Genomic DNA, 17012 nt, shown 5'->3' with positions numbered 1-17012 from the left:
TTCTCGTTCAATTTCTGTACTTTTGCGGCAAATAATTAATAGTTAGTTTAGTTATGAAAAACTTAGAGAGACTATTTGCGGAGAAACTGTTGAAGATTAAAGCTATTAAACTTCAACCCGCTAACCCTTTTACATGGGCTTCTGGATGGAAATCCCCCTTTTACTGTGACAACCGTAAAACTCTGTCCTATCCTTCTCTTCGTAATTTTGTGAAGATTGAAATTACACGTCTGATATTGGAACGATTCGGACAGGTGGATGCGATTGCTGGTGTGGCTACAGGTGCTATCCCGCAGGGAGCTTTAGTGGCTGATGCATTGAATCTGCCGTTCGTGTATGTTCGTTCTACCCCCAAAGATCATGGATTGGAGAACCTGATTGAAGGTGAACTTCGTCCGGGTATGAAAGTCGTAGTCGTCGAGGATTTGATTTCTACAGGTGGTAGTAGTTTGAAGGCTGTTGAAGCAATTCGTCGCGATGGTTGCGAAGTGATCGGTATGGTTGCAGCTTATACGTATGGATTCCCGGTAGCAGAAGAGGCATTCAAAAATGCGAAGGTGACTTTGGTAACGTTGACCAATTATGAAGCAGTGCTTGATGTTGCTCTTCGTACAGGTTATATTGAAAAAGAAGACATACAGACATTGAACGAATGGCGTAAAGACCCTGCTCATTGGGATGCTGGAAAATAAGATTCATTTTTTGATCAAACATATTTGGTAAAAAGAACTGTTCGGACAATATTTGGCCGGATTGTTCTTTTTTTGTTTTATACTAATAGAAGTTTATGAGTAATTTTGAGAGTAGTGTCAAGGTAATACCTTACAGCCAGGAGCGCGTATATAATAAACTTTCGGATTTAAGTAATCTGGAAGCAGTCAAAGACCGTTTGCCAAAAGATAAGGTGCAGGATTTGAGTTTTGATTCGGACACGTTGAGTTTTAGTGTTTCCCCTATTGGACAATTGACTTTGCAAATTGTAGAGCGCGATCCTTGTAAATGCATAAAGTTGGCGACAACTAACTCTCCTCTTCCTTTTAATATGTGGATTCAACTGGTTGAAACTGCAGAAGAAGAGTGTAAAGTGAAGGTTACTATCGGAATGGATCTTAATCCATTTATGAAAGCAATGGTGCAGAAACCTCTCCAGGAAGGTTTGGAGAAGATGGTTGATATGCTGGCAGTTATTGAATATTAAACTTTTTTTTATGGCACAGAAACTTTGGGAGAAGTCCGTACAGGTAAATAAGGATATCGAACGTTTCACGGTAGGTCGTGATCGTGAGATGGATCTTTATTTAGCCAAGCATGATGTGCTTGGTTCTATGGCTCATATTACGATGCTTGAAAGCATTGGGTTGTTGACGAAAGAAGAACTGGACCAGTTGCTGGTGGAATTGAAGAGTATTTATGCCTCGGCCGAAAAAGGTGAATTTGTGATAGAAGACGGGGTAGAAGATGTACATTCGCAGGTAGAATTGATGTTGACCCGTCGTTTGGGTGATATCGGAAAGAAAATACATAGTGGCCGTTCCAGAAATGATCAGGTTCTCTTGGACTTGAAACTTTTTACCCGTACGCAAATAAAAGAGGTTGCCGAAGCGGTGGAACAACTATTTCATGTCTTGATCCGTCAGAGCGAACGATATAAAAACGTTTTGATGCCGGGATATACACACTTGCAGATTGCAATGCCTTCTTCTTTTGGCTTGTGGTTTGGTGCCTATGCCGAGAGTCTTATGGACGATATGCTGTTTTTGCAGGCAGCATTTAAAATGTGCAATCGTAATCCGTTAGGTTCAGCAGCCGGATATGGTTCGTCTTTTCCTCTGAACCGTACCATGACGACTGACTTATTAGGTTTTGATTCAATGAATTACAATGTTGTATATGCTCAAATGGGGCGTGGAAAGATGGAACGCAATGTTGCTTTTGCATTGGCTACGATTGCCGGAACAATCTCCAAATTAGCTTTTGACGCCTGTATGTTTAACAGTCAAAACTTCGGTTTCGTCAAGTTGCCCGATGACTGCACCACAGGATCCAGCATTATGCCTCATAAGAAGAATCCTGATGTGTTTGAACTGACACGTGCTAAATGCAATAAATTGCAATCGCTTCCCCAACAGATTATGATGATTGCGAACAATCTGCCTTCCGGCTATTTCCGTGATTTGCAGATTATCAAAGAAGTTTTCCTTCCTGGTTTTCAGGAATTGAAAGACTGTTTGCAGATGACAACCTATATCATGAATGAAATAAAGGTAAATGAACATATTCTTGATGATGACAAATACCTTCTTATTTTTAGTGTGGAAGAGGTAAATCGTTTGGCACGTGAAGGTATGCCTTTCCGTGATGCATATAAAAAGGTAGGTTTGGATATTGAAGCAGGTAAATTCTCGCATACTAAAGAAGTACACCATACTCATGAAGGTAGTATTGGTAACCTCTGTAATGCAGAAATCTCCGCATTGATGCAGCAAGTGATCGATGGATTCAACTTTTGCGGAATGGAGAAAGCGGAGAAAGCACTGCTTGGAAGATAAAATAAACTTTCGGAGGATAGTTTTTTAAACTTTCCTCCGAAAAGATTTGGCAGAAACAAGTAAACTACTTATCTTTGCACCCGTTGAAAAAACGCGGAAATAGCTCAGTTGGTAGAGCATAACCTTGCCAAGGTTAGGGTCGCGAGTTCGAGTCTCGTTTTCCGCTCTTTCTTTGAAAGGATGCTCGAATGGTGGAATGGTAGACACGAAGGACTTAAAATCCTTTGGCCATTGCGGCTGTGCGGGTTCAAGTCCCGCTTCGAGTACGAGTATTCTTTATAAGGCTTCATGAATCATTGATTCATGAAGCCTTTTATTTTTATGGGTGTATAATATACATTTTATTTATTTTCTGGAAAGCTCTATATGATAGCTGCTTGGAAGAAATAAACCAAAAAAGAGTTATAATATTTTTTTATTGTGTTATTAATCTTTTATTTTGCTTTTAGATTATGATTTAATGTATAATATTATATTGAATCATTCCTTAGACCTAAATATATGTAATATTTGATTTAACCGCTAACACTGAAAAATACTAGAGAGATGGAGAATAATGACAGGCAGATTGAATTAAAGTTTCAGAGGTTTTTCACTGTAAATTTTCCAAAGGTAAAGAACTTTGCTCAAATGCTGCTAAAATCGGAAGCGGATGCAGAAGATGTGGCTCAAGATGTTTTCTGTAAGCTCTGGTTGCAGCCTGAGTTGTGGCTGGATAATGATAAAGAACTAGACAATTATATTTTTATAATGACTAGAAATATAGTTCTGAATATCTTTAAACATCAACAGGTAGAACAGGAATATCAGTCGGAAGTTATAGAGAAGACTCTTCTTTATGAATTAACAGAAAAGGAAGAGATCTTGAATAACGTATATTATAAGGAGATGTTGATGATTATTCAACTCACCCTGGAGAAAATGCCGAAGCGTCGGAGGTTGATATTCGAACTTAGTCGTTTCAGGGGATTAAGTCATAAAGAAATAGCTGATAAACTCGATGTTTCTATCCGAACAATAGAGCATCAGGTTTATTTAGCATTGATCGAATTAAAGAAAGTACTCCTCTTTTTTATTTTTTTCTCTAATATTTTTAAGTAGTATGTATGTAGTAGTTGTATTTAGTGTATAAAGCCCAAAAAAGAAAGAAAAAGATTCATGAAAAATTATATTCAACAACTCGTAGAATTGTTCGGTCATAATAGTTATTCAGCCGGAACACAGAAGAAAGTACAACAGTGGTTGGCTGACGAGGATCATGTTGATGAAAAGAATGAGGCTCTTCGTGAGCTATGGAAACAAGCCGGAGAGCAGAAAGTGCCTGATGGCATGCAACAATCAATACAACGAATGCGGCAGAATCTGGGAATGCAGTCTATCACTTCACGTAGAAATTACCAGTTGCTTATATGGAGAGCTGCAGCTATTTTCTTGTTAGCAGTCTCATCCGTTTCTATTTATTTGATGTTGGAAAAGGAACGGCCGGAAAAAGATTTAGTTGAATGCTATATACCGACAGCGGAAATTCGTGAACTTACATTACCGGATGGTACATATGTCATGCTGAATTCGAAGAGTATACTACTATATCCGGAAAAATTTACAGGAGAGACTAGAAGCGTATATTTGATTGGTGAGGCCAACTTTAAAGTGAAACCGGATAAGAAGCATCCTTTCATTGTAAAGGCCAATGATTATCAAGTTACTGCTTTAGGTACTGAATTTAATGTAAATGCTTATCCGGAAAATAGCGAACTGATGGCTACTTTGCTGGAAGGTAGTGTGAAAGTTGAATTCAATAACTTGCTGTCCAATATTATTTTAAAGCCTAATGAACAGTTGGTATATGACAAACATACGAAAGCGCACAATCTGCGGATGCCTGAGATAGATGATGTGACGGCATGGCAACGTGGGGAATTGGTTTTTAGTAATATGTATCTGGAGGATATTTTTACAAGTCTTGAACGCAAATTTCCTTATGCTTTTGTATATAGCCTTCATAGCTTGAAAAAGAATACATATAGTTTCCGCTTCTCCAAACAGGCGAATCTGGAGGAAGTTATGAAGATTATATCGCAAGTTGTAGGAAATGTAAACTATGTTATCAAGGGAAATAAGTGCTATGTAACTAGTAAAGAATAAATATATTGTAGAACCTTTTAAATTTAATACGTAATGCAAAAAAATACCCGGAAGGAATGGCCGTTCCTCCCGGATATGAAATCAATCTCTTTTAATATTAGCGTAATATTGACGCTATTCTGAATGATCCTAGAATAATAACCAATTAACTAATACTAAAGATGCTACAAATCTACGAAAAAATAGCAGAAAAAATAGCTCATAAGCGGGTCTTTCTCACTTTTTTAAGTCTTATTCTTATACAGACTTTCGCTTTGGCTCAAAATGATAGTAAAATAACTATCCAGCAAAAGAACATCACTGTCATTGATGCCTTAAAAACTGTGGAAAAACAGTCTAAAAAGTCTATAAATTATAGTGATTCCGAATTAAAAGGAAAAGTAATAGCCCAGTTAAACTTGCGGAACGCATCCCTCGAAACCGCACTTGATACCATCTTAAAAGGGACGGGCTTTTCATTCCAGATTCAAGGTAACTACATCATAATAGCTGAAAAGAAGCCTGTAGTTGCACAAACCCTTAAAAATATCAAAGGAAAGGTTACTGATGAAAGCGGTGAACCGTTGATTGGAGTAAATATATCTGTGGATGGTAGTTCTACAGGTACGATTACCGATTTCGATGGTAACTTTACGATCAAGGCGGCAGAGAAATCTATTCTCAAAGTATCTTATATCGGATATGCTGCACAGATAATTCCTGTTTCCAAGAAAGATTTCTATCCGGTTGTAATGAAGCAGGATACAGAAGTGCTCGATGAAGTTGTTGTGACGGCATTGGGTATCAAACGTGCAGAAAAGGCGTTGTCTTACAATGTACAACAAGTCAAGGGAGATGCTCTGACTACGGTAAAAGATGCTAACTTCGTAAACTCGCTGAACGGTAAGATAGCCGGAGTGAGTATAAACAAAAGTGCTAGTGGAGTTGGTGGTGCGACACGTGTTGTAATGCGTGGTGCAAAATCTATTGAAGGTGATAATAATGCTTTGTATGTGGTGGACGGTATTCCTTTGTTCAATACCAATATGGGAAATACCGACAGTGGTATTATGGGTGAAGGTAAGGCCGGAACAGAAGGAATCGCCGACTTCAATCCCGAAGATATTGAAAGTCTTTCTGTTTTGAGTGGTCCTTCGGCTGCTGCGTTGTATGGTAGTAGTGCCGCTAACGGTGTAATTTTGATTACCACTAAAAAAGGAAAAGAAGGAAAACTTTCAGTGCAGTTCTCTTCTTCTTCAGAGTTCAGCAAAGCTTATATGACTCCTGAGTTTCAAAATACGTATGGTAACAAAAAAGATATGTATGAAAGCTGGGGTGAGAAACTGTTGACTCCTACAAGTTATGATCCCAAGAAGGATTTCTTTAATACCGGAACAAACTTTATTAATTCGGTTACGTTGACCACCGGTACGAAATCGAATCAGACTTTTGCTTCTGTTTCTTCTACCAATTCCAAAGGTATTGTGCCTAATAATGAATATGATCGTTTGAATTTCACAATCCGTAATACGGCAACTTTCCTTAATGATAAATTACAACTCGATTTAGGTGCGTCGTATGTGAAACAGAAAGACAAGAATATGGTATCGCAAGGACAATATTGGAATCCGGTGATGGCCGCCTATTTGTTCCCTCGTGGTGAAGACTTTGATGGAATTAAGTCATTCGAACATTTCGATGAAAGTCGCCAACTTCCGGTTCAGTATTGGCCGGTGGCAGATCCGGTATATGCTTCACAGAACCCTTACTGGACTGCTTATCGCAATGTAGCTACGAATGAAAAGAGTCGTTATATGTTCAACGTAGGGTTGACTTATAATATTACCGATTGGTTGAATGCGACAGCCCGTTTCAGAATGGATGACACACATGTATTGTTTGAACGCAAGATTTACGCTTCATCCGACGATAAATTTGCGGAAGGAAAGAAAGGACTGTATGGATACAATAACTATGAAGACCGTCAGGAATATGCCGACTTTATGTTGAACGTAAATAAACATATAGCTGATTTCAGTATTTCTGCCAATGCGGGTTGGAACTATTCTAACTATTGGGCATTGGAGAGAGGATACAAAGGGACATTATTGGGAGTGCCCAATAAATTTGCGGCTTCTAATATCGATCCGGCTAATGGTCGTATCTCAGAAAAGGGTGGTGATAGTCGTGTGCGTAATCATGCTGTTTTTGCCAATTTGGAACTTGGTTGGAAGAGTATGCTTTATTTGACGCTGACCGGACGTAATGACTGGAATTCACGTTTGGTGAATACCGATGAAGAATCTTTTTTCTATCCCTCAATCGGTCTGTCCGGGATTATTTCCGAGATGGTCAAATTGCCCGAATTTATCTCTTACCTGAAAGTTCGTGGTTCGTATACGGAAGTCGGTGCGCCTGTATCCCGTTCGGGACTGACTCCGGGTACGGTAACTACCCCTATTGTGGGTGGTGCATTAGATCCTACCGGTATCTATCCGTTTACTGATTTCAAGGCAGAACGTACAAAGTCATACGAATTTGGATTAAGTCTGAAGTTGTGGAATAAATTAAGTGCGGAGGTAACCTACTATCATTCTAATACATACAATCAGACCTTCTTGGGTGATCTTCCGGAATATACCGGATACAAGCAGATTTATTTGCAGGCCGGTAATGTGGAAAATCGTGGTTGGGAGGCTTCATTAAGCTATTCCGATCAGTTTAAGTTCGGATTAGGAATCTCTTCAACATTGACATTCTCTCGTAATATAAACGAGATTAAGGAGATGGTTGAAAACTATCATACGGATTTGATGGATGAACCGATTAATATTCCGGAGGTTTTGAAGGATGGTGGTCGTGTCATCTTGAAAGAAGGCGGAAGTATCCACGATATTTATGCCAACACCTTCTTGAAGAAAGACCACCTGGGATATGTTGAGGTAAAGAGCGACGGAACCTTTGGAATGGAAAAGGGGGAACCTGTTTATTTGGGAAAAACTTCTCCTGACTTTAATATGGGATGGAGTAATATGTTGACATACAAAGGCTTTGGACTCGGATTCCAAATCAACGGGCGTTTTGGTGGTGTGGTGACCTCTTCTACAGAGGCATTGCTTGATCGTTACGGTGTGTCCAAACGTTCGGCTGAGGCTCGTGAAGCGGGAGGCGTATTGTTGAAGGGACAAGGTCTGGTAGATGCGAAGTCTTATTATCAGATGACAGGTACGGGAAATTATGAAACTTCCGGTTACTATGTATACAGTGCCACCAATATTCGTTTGCAAGAACTTACCTTTAGCTATACTATGCCTAATAAGTGGTTTGGTAACGTGTTGAAAGATGTTACAGTTTCGTTTATAGCCAACAATCCTTGGATGTTGTATTGCGAAGCTCCGTTCGATCCGGAACTGACTCCTTCCACTAGTACTTACGGACAAGGTAATGATTATTTTATGCAACCGAGTGTTCGTAGCTTTGGCTTCGGTATTAAATTTAAATTATAATACACCTTCTTTATTATGAGAAAAATGAATCATTTTAAACTATTAGCGGTGATATGCGCAATGACGCTATTTGCCTCATGCAATTTTGAAGAAATCAATACCAACCAATTTGAGATGAGCGACGGAGAAGGTGCGATGGATGGTTTTGAAGTCGGAGGGCTGATTACAGCTATGCAACGGACAGTGATTCCCGTAGGCACACAGGCTGATGATACAGATGTTATCAATGAATATCAAATAGCTTATCATCTGTCGGCCGATAATTGGAGTGGATTTTTTGGCGAGAACAACAGTAACGGTTGGAACGCAGGTAGTAACAATACTACTTATTATTTGTTGGACAATTGGATAAAAGCGACCTATACACAGTCTTATACCAATGCTCTTGATCCTTGGAAGAAATTGAAAATAGCGTCCGAGAAAAATGGTACGCCCGAAGTCTTTGCTTTGGCTCAAATTCTGAAGATTTCCGCTTGGCACAAGACACTTGAAAGTTTCGGTCCGATGCCTTATTCTCATGCGGCGGACGCTACAATGAACATTCCGTTCGATTCGGAGAAAGAGGTGTATACGGCGATGTTTGAAGAATTGACCGCAGCCATTGAAGAATTAACAGAAAAGGCGGAAAATGGGGTGAATGTAATGGGCGCTTATGATGCGGTATATGCCGGAGATGCTACCAAATGGGTGAAATACGGCAATTCGTTGATGCTTCGTTTGGCTATGCGTGTCCGCTTCGCTGATGCGGAACTGGCGAAAAAGTATGCTACTCAAGCAGTTAATCATTCTATCGGCGTGATGATGGCTAAGGATGATGCGGCTCAAATGAGTCAAGGAGCGGGTATGACTTTCCGCAACAACATTGAATGGTTGGCAGGCAACTATAATGAAGCTCGTATGGGTTCTTCCATCTTTTCTTATCTGATGGGATATGAAGACCCGCGTTTGAGCGTTTATTTTTTGCCGATGGATGGTAATGCCTCTTATGGTGTTGAGGCTTTCGACGGAAAAACGTATCAAGCGGTGCCGGCAGGGCATGCCAATGCGCAGAATGACATCTACAAATCTTGCTCAAAGCCCAATATTCAAAGTGGAACTCCTACATATTGGCTGCGTGCATCGGAAGTTTATTTTTTGCGTGCGGAAGCAGCTTTAGTGTGGGAAGGTTTCGGCAGTGCGGATTCATGGTATAAACAGGGCATTGATATGTCTTTTCAGGAGAATGGTGTGACCGATCCTGTAGACGATTATATGAATTCCAATTTGTCACCTCGGGCATATGTTTTTTCCCATTATCAGTATGGGCAAACACTTTCTGCTCCGTGTGAGACTACTGCCAAGTTTGAAGGAACAACAGAGCAGAAGTTGGAAAAAATTATGATTCAGAAGTGGATTGCTTTGTTTCCTAACGGACAGGAAGCGTGGACGGAATGGAGAAGAACCGGTTATCCGAAGTTGAATGTCATTAAGACTTTGAAAGGAGCAGTGCAAGGCGCAACTCTTGAGGGCGGTATTCGCCGTATGATTTATCCCACCAGTTTTTCTCAGACTAACGAGGGAAAGGCTATTTATGAAGCAGCCTTGAAGTTGTTCAATAACGGTGCAGGTGGCGAAGATAAGTCTTCTACCCGTTTGTGGTGGGATTGTAAGAGATAACCTACATGTATCATTTTAATACAGATGAAGAATATGAAATCATTAAGAAAATTGTTATATATTATTCCATTGACAGGCATGATGGTAACTTCTTGCATGGATGTGGAGAATATTGAGATAGACCATATAGGCGGGTATGCCACAATGAACAATGCGGAGAGTGAGGCATATTATGCCAATCTGCGCGCCTATAAGGCGACTGCTTGGAATTACAATCGTCCCGTAGCTTTCGGATGGTATTCCAATTGGGCGCCTGCTGGAGCTTATCGAAGAGGATATCTCTCTGCTATGCCCGATAGTATGGATTTTGTTTCAATGTGGAGTGGCGCTCCAGGACGTTATGAAATCACTCCGGAGCAGAAGGCAGATAAAGAGTTTGTGCAAAAGGTGAAAGGAACGAAACTGTTGCAGGTAAGTCTGCTTTCTTATCTTGGTAAGGGTGCGACACCAAATTCGGTATACCTCGAAGTGGAAAAACAAGCGGAGGAAGAAGGCTGGTCGGCGGCTCAATTGGAAACGGCGAAGAAACAAGCCCGTTGGAAATATTGGGGATTTGAAGGTCAGTTTGAAAGTGAAAACCATTATGCATGTCTGGCGAAGTTTGCCAAAGCTCTGTGCGATTCTTTGTACGCAAACGAATGGGACGGTTATGATGTAGACTGGGAAATCGGTAGTGGTGTGTTTGATATGGATGGCACATTGAGTCAGAATAAGCATTTGATTCATTTGGTTAAAGAAATGAACAATTACATTGGCCCGAAAAGCGATCCGGAAGGTAAAGGACATAAAATGATCTGTATTGATGGAAATATTTATGGGCTTACCCATGAATTGGATGAGTATGTCGATTATTGGATTATACAAAGTTATGGTAGTTCCAATCCCGGTTTTGATGGTTATGGCGTTGATCCTAAGAAAATAATCTGCACAGAGAACTTTGAAAAGTATGCCACTAATGGAGGTCAATTGCTGAAGCAGGCAGCTGCTATGCCGCGAGAAGGTTATAAAGGTGGAGTAGGAGCTTATCGCTTCGATAATGATTATGACAATACGCCAAATTATAAATGGATGCGTCAGGCTATTCAAATCAATCAGCGGGTTTTCAATGAATGGAAAGCGAAACAAAACGAAGCGGAAAATAAACCGCAGGAATAAGTGGACTTATAAAATTCTAAAACAGTAAAAAGATGATGAATAAACATATATTCTATTATTTGATGGTAGGTAGTATGGCGTTATTGTTGGGCGCTTGCAACGACAGCATGAATGACCTGCTGGAGCCTAAGGTTTATTTCGAAAGCAAGGAATATAATTTCTCGGTGGAAGATGAAATGGATGTAATGACATTTGATCTGGTTTCAAGACTCTCGTCAGCAACTTCCTCTCAGGTAGACGTATCATATAGTGTAGCCGAACCAAGTGTAGTAGACGAATACAATGCAAAGTATGGCACAAATTATGAGATGCTTGATGTTTCGCAGGTAAAGCTAAGCAGTACGACATCTTCTATTTCGAGTGGAAAATTGTATGCGGATAATGTAGAAGTCGAACTTTCCGGGTTAGAAGCCTTGAAAGCCGGGAACTCGTATGTTTTGCCTATGCGGGTGCATTCGTCTTCGGTGTCGACTCTTTCCGGAACAAACATTGCATATTTCTTTTTCTCCAAACCGTTGAAAATTACCAAAGCTGGTAACTTCAGTAATCACTATATTTCTGTGAAGTTCCCTGTCGGTACTTTCTTCTCGTCATTCACTTACGAAGCATTGATTAATGTGGATTATTTCCTCGATAATAATACGATTATGGGAACTGAAGGTGTGATGATCCTCCGTATCGGTGATGCGGGAGGAGGAATTACTCCTAAAGATTATTTGGAAGTGGCCGGAAGACAGAACTACCGTGTAACGAAACCGTTGTTAACAAATCGTTGGTATCATGTAGCGTTGACTTATGATCAACCGACAGGAAAAACAGGCATTTATGTAAATGGTGAGAAATGGGCTGGTTCAGATTGGGGGATTGACGGTTTTGATCCGAATTCGGATATGGGTTTTTATATTGGTAGAATCTATGGTTTCAAATGGGGTGAACGTCCATTCCATGGTAAAATGAGTGAAGTCCGTGTTTGGAGTGTAGCCCGTACGGAAAATCAACTTAAGCAGAATATGCTGGGTGTTGACCCTGCTTCAGAAGGCTTGGCACTTTATTATAAACTAGACGGATCGGAGACTCAGGAAGGTGGAGTTATCAAAGATGCCACAGGGCGTATAAACGGTACTACAAATGGAATTACTATTAAGACGTTGGATGCTCCGATAGCTATCAATTAATGGAACACACAAATTTGTGAGAGATTTTGCTCTTTGCATTTTTGAATATGAGTGAAAGCCTGCTTACTGAAGAGATAATATTCTTTGGGTAAGCAGGTTTCTTTTATTTATGTTTGTTTTATGAAGAAGTTACTATTTACCCTGTTTATATCTTTTCCATCTAAATGTTTTTGCCAGTACCTTTATACATATAATTTATGCGGTTCATGTAAACCAATATGTAAACCGGAAAAATACGAATAAAATCTGTTGAATCCATAAAGCGAAGATATTACGGAGAAAGCTTTCTACTGTAATTATGATCTTTTTAGGGAACTTTTCAGATAATGATTGGCGCTGCTTCCAATGACATAAGATTACAGACGAAGGTGGAGATAAAATAGGAGATATTATCTTTGGCAGTTCGATATGTTCTAAGTACATTTGTTTCTGATAAAAGAAATGAATGTTCAAGATGAATATGGAAGAAAGTAATAACGGAAGCAAGAAACTGCAAATACGCAATAGTACGGCTGAATTTCTTATTTTTCAGATAGAGAATAAAGAAGAAGGCATTGAAGTGCTTTATCAGGACGAAACTTTGTGGCTGACGCAGAAGACGATGTCGATATTGTTCGATGTTGATATACGCACAATTAATGAACATTTGAAAAATATATATTCGCAAGGAGAAGTAGATAAGAATACAACTATCCGGAAAAACCGGATAGTTCAAAAAGAAGGTAATCGGAATATTTCTCGTGAAGTTTTTATTTATAGTCTTGATGCCATCATTTCAGTCGGCTATCGCGTCAACTCCGTGCGCGCCACTCAATTTCGGCAATGGTGTACATTTATACTTCGGCAGTTTGCCATTCGTGGATATGTCATTGATAAAAAGCGAATGGAGAACGGATCATTCATCAATGAAGATTACTTTGAACATTTGCTTGCTGAAATCCGGGAAATACGATTGAGTGAGCGACGTTTCTACCAAAAGCTAACAGATATTTATGCTACCAGCATAGACTATAACCTCAATGCCCCGACCACACGTTTGTTTTTCAAAAAAGTCCAGAACAAAATGCACTATGCAGTTCATGGACACACGGCGGCAGAACTTATTGTAGAGCGTGCCGATGCAGAGAAGGAACACATGGGACTAACTACCTGGGAGAAAGCTCCTAACGGAAAGATTGTAAAAACAGATGTGTCGATAGCAAAGAATTATTTGAAAGAAGAAGAACTGGAGTCAATGGGACGGTTGGTCAATGCTTTTCTGGATTTGGCAGAAGACCGGGCAAAGCGGCATATTCCTATGACAATGGAAGATTGGGCAAAACGTATAGATAAATTCTTGGATAGCGATGACCGCCCCATATTAAATGATTCAGGAAAGATGTCTGCCGAACAAGCGAAAGATTATGCAGAAACCGAATTTGAGAAATACCGTATCTTTCAGGACCGTGTGTTTCAGTCTGATTTCGACAAGTTGAATACAACTCGAAGTAATACAAAGTAAGATTTACGACATACGCGGGTAAAAGGTGATGTTAGACTTTGATTTGGCGGAAATGTACGGAATAGAAAACAGGGTGCTAAAACAAGCTGTTAGACGTAATTTAAAAAGGTTCGAAGGTGAGGACTTTATGTTTGAACTCACGAGGGACGAACTTTCAAGATCACAAATTGTGACCTTGAACAAAGGAAGAGGCAGCAATTTTAAATATATGCCTTTTGCTTTTACGGAACTAGGCGTAGCAATGCTTAGTAGTGTTCTAAACTCTGATACTGCTATTGGAATAAACAGGGGTATAATGCGTGCTTTCGTTGCGGTTCGTCAGTTACTGTTAAACCCGCCGACCGATCCAGTATATGAACTTCAAAACGAAGTCAAGGAACTAAAGGAGTACATAGAGGAAGTATTTGCAGACTATAACGACATCAATGACGACACTCGGACGCAGTTAGAATTAATAAATCAGACGTTAGCCGAATTGCAGGCGCAAAAGGCTTTAGCAGATAAGCCGCGTAATCCTATCGGCTTCGTTACTCCCAAGAAGAAAGAGTAAATAGGCGGTCCGGTTGTTCCGTTGGCTATTCGTTGGTTGCTCTATTGGTTACATGGAGAGTTGGATGCAAATACAACTATTTAGAAAAACTTAATAGCTCAACAGAAAGGTGGAAGACAAGTATCCTGGAAATTTGAATCTCATAATGATTTGTACCTGTTTTATTGTCATACTGTCAGGAATACATTCAAGTGAATGAATATCAACGTTCTATCACCTGACAATAACCATTGATAATAGGCTGACAATAAAATATCCAGACTTTTATTGTCAGCCTTGCTTTTATCTCTTATGATAGCTTTATTACCTGATAAACAGTACCTTTATAAGTATGCTTCGAAGGAATACCGCATTTTTGCAGCAATCTCCCGAAGTGGTATACTTTGTTATCAGACAATGACATACCGCTTTTCTTCTTCAGATAATTCAATATTTCAACCGGAGTAAGAAATTCCCCTTCCTCTTTCGTTTGTGCAGTCTTGAAATACTGGTAAAACAATTGCAACATAGCCGGTGTCTGCTCAAACTCACGGTTGTTTTCCGTCATAATCTGCTCATCCTCACTGTCAAACCAGTAGCGTTCGCCATGATGAATCTCGTGCATGGCTTGTGCATAAAGCTGTTCATAATCTATCGGCTGTGTAGTGTCGATGTTTCCCGTCACTTCAATACAAATGAAACGGCGGCTTCCCGAAGGATCAGTCAGCAAATCCTTCTGATTGCTTGTGCCGATAAATGAAGCATACCGCTGCAATTCAAGTACCGAGCGACCGTGCGGTTTCCGTAGATTGACCACAGGCTTTTGAAGAATATGTTTCAGAAATCCTTGTTGTGGCAGCGTTATCTGGTCAAACTCATCGATATTGATGAGCGCAAACCGATTCAGATACAGTTCTGCATCCCGTTTATGGCTGAAATCAATGCTGTCTGTATAGTAAGCGCGAAGCGCAGGCGGAATCATTTCACGGCAGAAAGTTGATTTATGAGTTCCCTGTCGGCCCACTAATATGGGTGACGTATTGTTTGCGTGCATTTTATCTATCCCTCTCCAATGTGAAACCATATTCAGGAACCAACGGTGGAAAAGCAATTCCCAATGCGGATTTTTGCAAGGAACCCTGTTTGCCAAAGCATGAATACGGTCTTTGCCGTCCCAATGAGGCAAATGAAACAGGAATTCTTCCAACGGATTGTAGATCGGCACACGGTTGGAATGTAAGTATCGGTCTATGTCCCTGTCCCATACGCCAATACCTTCGGATTGGGCATCAAGCATGATACTGTTTTGTGCCCGTTTGTCGATGGAATGAAAATAAAACTGAAACGAGAAACGCTCCCGGTATTCCACTTCCCCGATCTGCGTATTATAACGGAACTCATAGCGGCGGTTCATAAATTCGTCCATTTGCAGGCTAAGACGTTGCTCTTTAGTCAGACCGTTGCTTTTGGGCACTCCCTTACATTCTTTGTATACGTTTCTTATCATTTCGCGTATCAGCATCGGATTTTTTCTTTTGTAATAACGCATGATGGTCCGTCGGGTTACCTCCTCTTCCGGGATGCCGGAGTAGTAACAATTTTCGGCAAGCGGGACTACTAACGTTTGCAAATCATGATCGTTCCGATGCCAGTCTGTTTCCATTTCTTCGAATGTCTTCCGCAATGCCGCTTCATAAAGCAATGCTACTGTATCTTCCGTGTCATACCCCGGCAGTGCTCGATTCAGTGGAGATGCTTCAGTGCTCGATTTCTCATGATAAGTCATCTCGCCGGGCATACCGATGGGTTGTGAAAGATAGAAAGGTACAGGAGTGGGGCGGTAAATCAAGTCCGGATCATAACTAAGACGTGAGAATTGTTCCAGTTTCGGTTCTTTCAATAGAATGTTGAAGGGAAGTTGAGGCTGATAACATTTAATGGCAAGCCGGTAAGCATGTGCCTGAAACACTTCGGCTTCTTCCGTTGTTTGCGGTAAAGTACCGTCCGGACGGGTGAAGCAAGTCCATATCTTGACGCTTTTACCACTTGCTCCCATAAAAGCCAGCATTGTTTGGGGAAGTTCGGCTGCCTTTTGCTTCACGATTTCCACCTCTGTCTTTCCGGCTAGCGGACCGATGGTCAGTTCTACAATGCCATTGTAGGTTTTCATTCGCTTCACTCCGTTCACTCGTCCGAAGGCTGCTGCGGGAATCACTCGTGGTAGTTTGTTGGCGAGGGAACAAGGCTCGTCGGGTAGAACAAAATGCAGGGCCTGACGTAATCCGGTTACCGGGCGGAGCTTGGTTTCTTTTTTCATTTTTTCTATCAGCAGGTCGATGTCTGTCACGCTTAGTGCCTCCGTATCTCCGTTTTCCCTGATTTGTGTAATCTTCATTTTTCTTCTCTTGATATTTAATGAGAGTAAGTGTTTGTTATTGGTTTCAAAGGTACGGATAAGGTACTTGTAAAACAAACTATTTGCGCTTTATCGCGATAAAGAATGTGCTTTCTTGTTATACTCTATTCAAGAAGGCGGACTTGAAATATTAACAAGTAAGTAAAGATATGCTCGCCACTGTGTATTGTTGCCTAAAGACACCGTTATTCTTACGTTAACTTACCGGTATTGGTAGTTCGCCACGGCTGTGACGAGATCTTCCCACGGCCGTGGTAGGAATTCGTCACGGCTGTGGAAAGAAGTCACCACGGCCGTGGGAAGGTAAAGATACCGTAGCTTTAGCTGAACAATACCTGCTTCTTTAGTGAAAGATACCAGATGCGCAGTATTCATTTAACGGGGGCGACATTCGCTTCGTA

Annotated in this window: 12 protein-coding genes and 2 tRNA genes; 13 read left to right on the top strand and 1 reads right to left on the bottom strand. The window is 40.6% G+C overall.

The window, feature by feature from the left end; all coding sequences use genetic code 11:
• The first annotated feature begins 53 nt into the window (after positions 1-53).
• From pyrE to DW173_RS11720, 13 genes are all read left to right on the top strand, one after another.
• Positions 54-692, top strand: a complete 639-nt coding sequence (gene pyrE / locus DW173_RS11780; protein WP_004313008.1) for an orotate phosphoribosyltransferase — start codon at positions 54-56, stop codon at positions 690-692.
• A gap of 95 nt (positions 693-787) precedes the next feature.
• On the top strand, positions 788-1198 hold the full coding sequence (locus DW173_RS11775; protein ID WP_008024483.1) for an SRPBCC family protein: 411 nt from the start codon (positions 788-790) through the stop codon (positions 1196-1198).
• Between the two features lie 10 nt (positions 1199-1208).
• Positions 1209-2549: an argininosuccinate lyase gene (argH, locus tag DW173_RS11770; protein WP_008024486.1), complete on the top strand. Its 1341-nt coding sequence runs from the start codon at positions 1209-1211 to the stop codon at positions 2547-2549.
• Positions 2550-2642: 93 nt separating this feature from the next.
• A tRNA-Gly gene (locus DW173_RS11765) sits at positions 2643-2715 on the top strand.
• Between the two features lie 16 nt (positions 2716-2731).
• Positions 2732-2815 (top strand) — tRNA-Leu (locus tag DW173_RS11760).
• 280 nt (positions 2816-3095) lie between these two features.
• Positions 3096-3650, top strand: a complete 555-nt coding sequence (locus DW173_RS11755; protein ID WP_004310495.1) for an RNA polymerase sigma-70 factor — start codon at positions 3096-3098, stop codon at positions 3648-3650.
• Between the two features lie 57 nt (positions 3651-3707).
• Complete coding sequence (locus DW173_RS11750; protein WP_008024490.1) at positions 3708-4694, top strand: FecR family protein; 987 nt, start codon at positions 3708-3710, stop codon at positions 4692-4694.
• Between the two features lie 161 nt (positions 4695-4855).
• Positions 4856-8179, top strand: coding sequence for a TonB-dependent receptor (locus tag DW173_RS11745; protein ID WP_120144486.1), 3324 nt, complete (start codon positions 4856-4858; stop codon positions 8177-8179).
• A 15-nt stretch (positions 8180-8194) separates the two neighbouring features.
• On the top strand, positions 8195-9835 hold the full coding sequence (locus DW173_RS11740) for a SusD/RagB family nutrient-binding outer membrane lipoprotein (RefSeq protein ID WP_120144485.1): 1641 nt from the start codon (positions 8195-8197) through the stop codon (positions 9833-9835).
• A gap of 33 nt (positions 9836-9868) precedes the next feature.
• Positions 9869-10990 (top strand): glycoside hydrolase family 18, encoded by a 1122-nt coding sequence (locus DW173_RS11735; protein ID WP_004310491.1) that lies wholly within the window; start codon positions 9869-9871, stop codon positions 10988-10990.
• Positions 10991-11022: 32 nt separating this feature from the next.
• Positions 11023-12165: a DUF1735 and LamG domain-containing protein gene (locus DW173_RS11730; protein WP_004310490.1), complete on the top strand. Its 1143-nt coding sequence runs from the start codon at positions 11023-11025 to the stop codon at positions 12163-12165.
• A 445-nt stretch (positions 12166-12610) separates the two neighbouring features.
• Positions 12611-13666, top strand: coding sequence for a virulence RhuM family protein (locus DW173_RS11725; protein ID WP_008024497.1), 1056 nt, complete (start codon positions 12611-12613; stop codon positions 13664-13666).
• Positions 13667-13694: 28 nt separating this feature from the next.
• Complete coding sequence (locus DW173_RS11720) at positions 13695-14216, top strand: ORF6N domain-containing protein (RefSeq protein WP_008024499.1); 522 nt, start codon at positions 13695-13697, stop codon at positions 14214-14216.
• A 289-nt stretch (positions 14217-14505) separates the two neighbouring features.
• Here the strand turns inward: DW173_RS11720 and DW173_RS11715 are convergent, their stop codons facing one another.
• A complete protein-coding gene (locus DW173_RS11715) occupies positions 14506-16590 on the bottom strand; it encodes a BT4734/BF3469 family protein (protein WP_087322822.1) in 2085 nt (694 codons plus the stop codon).
• Positions 16591-17012 lie beyond the last annotated feature (422 nt).

This window comes from Bacteroides sp. AM16-13, from assembly GCF_003602705.1.
Lineage (GTDB): Bacteria > Bacteroidota > Bacteroidia > Bacteroidales > Bacteroidaceae > Bacteroides > Bacteroides xylanisolvens.
The sequence above is the reverse complement of the archived record's forward strand: the minus strand, read 5'-3'. Positions and strand labels throughout refer to the sequence as shown.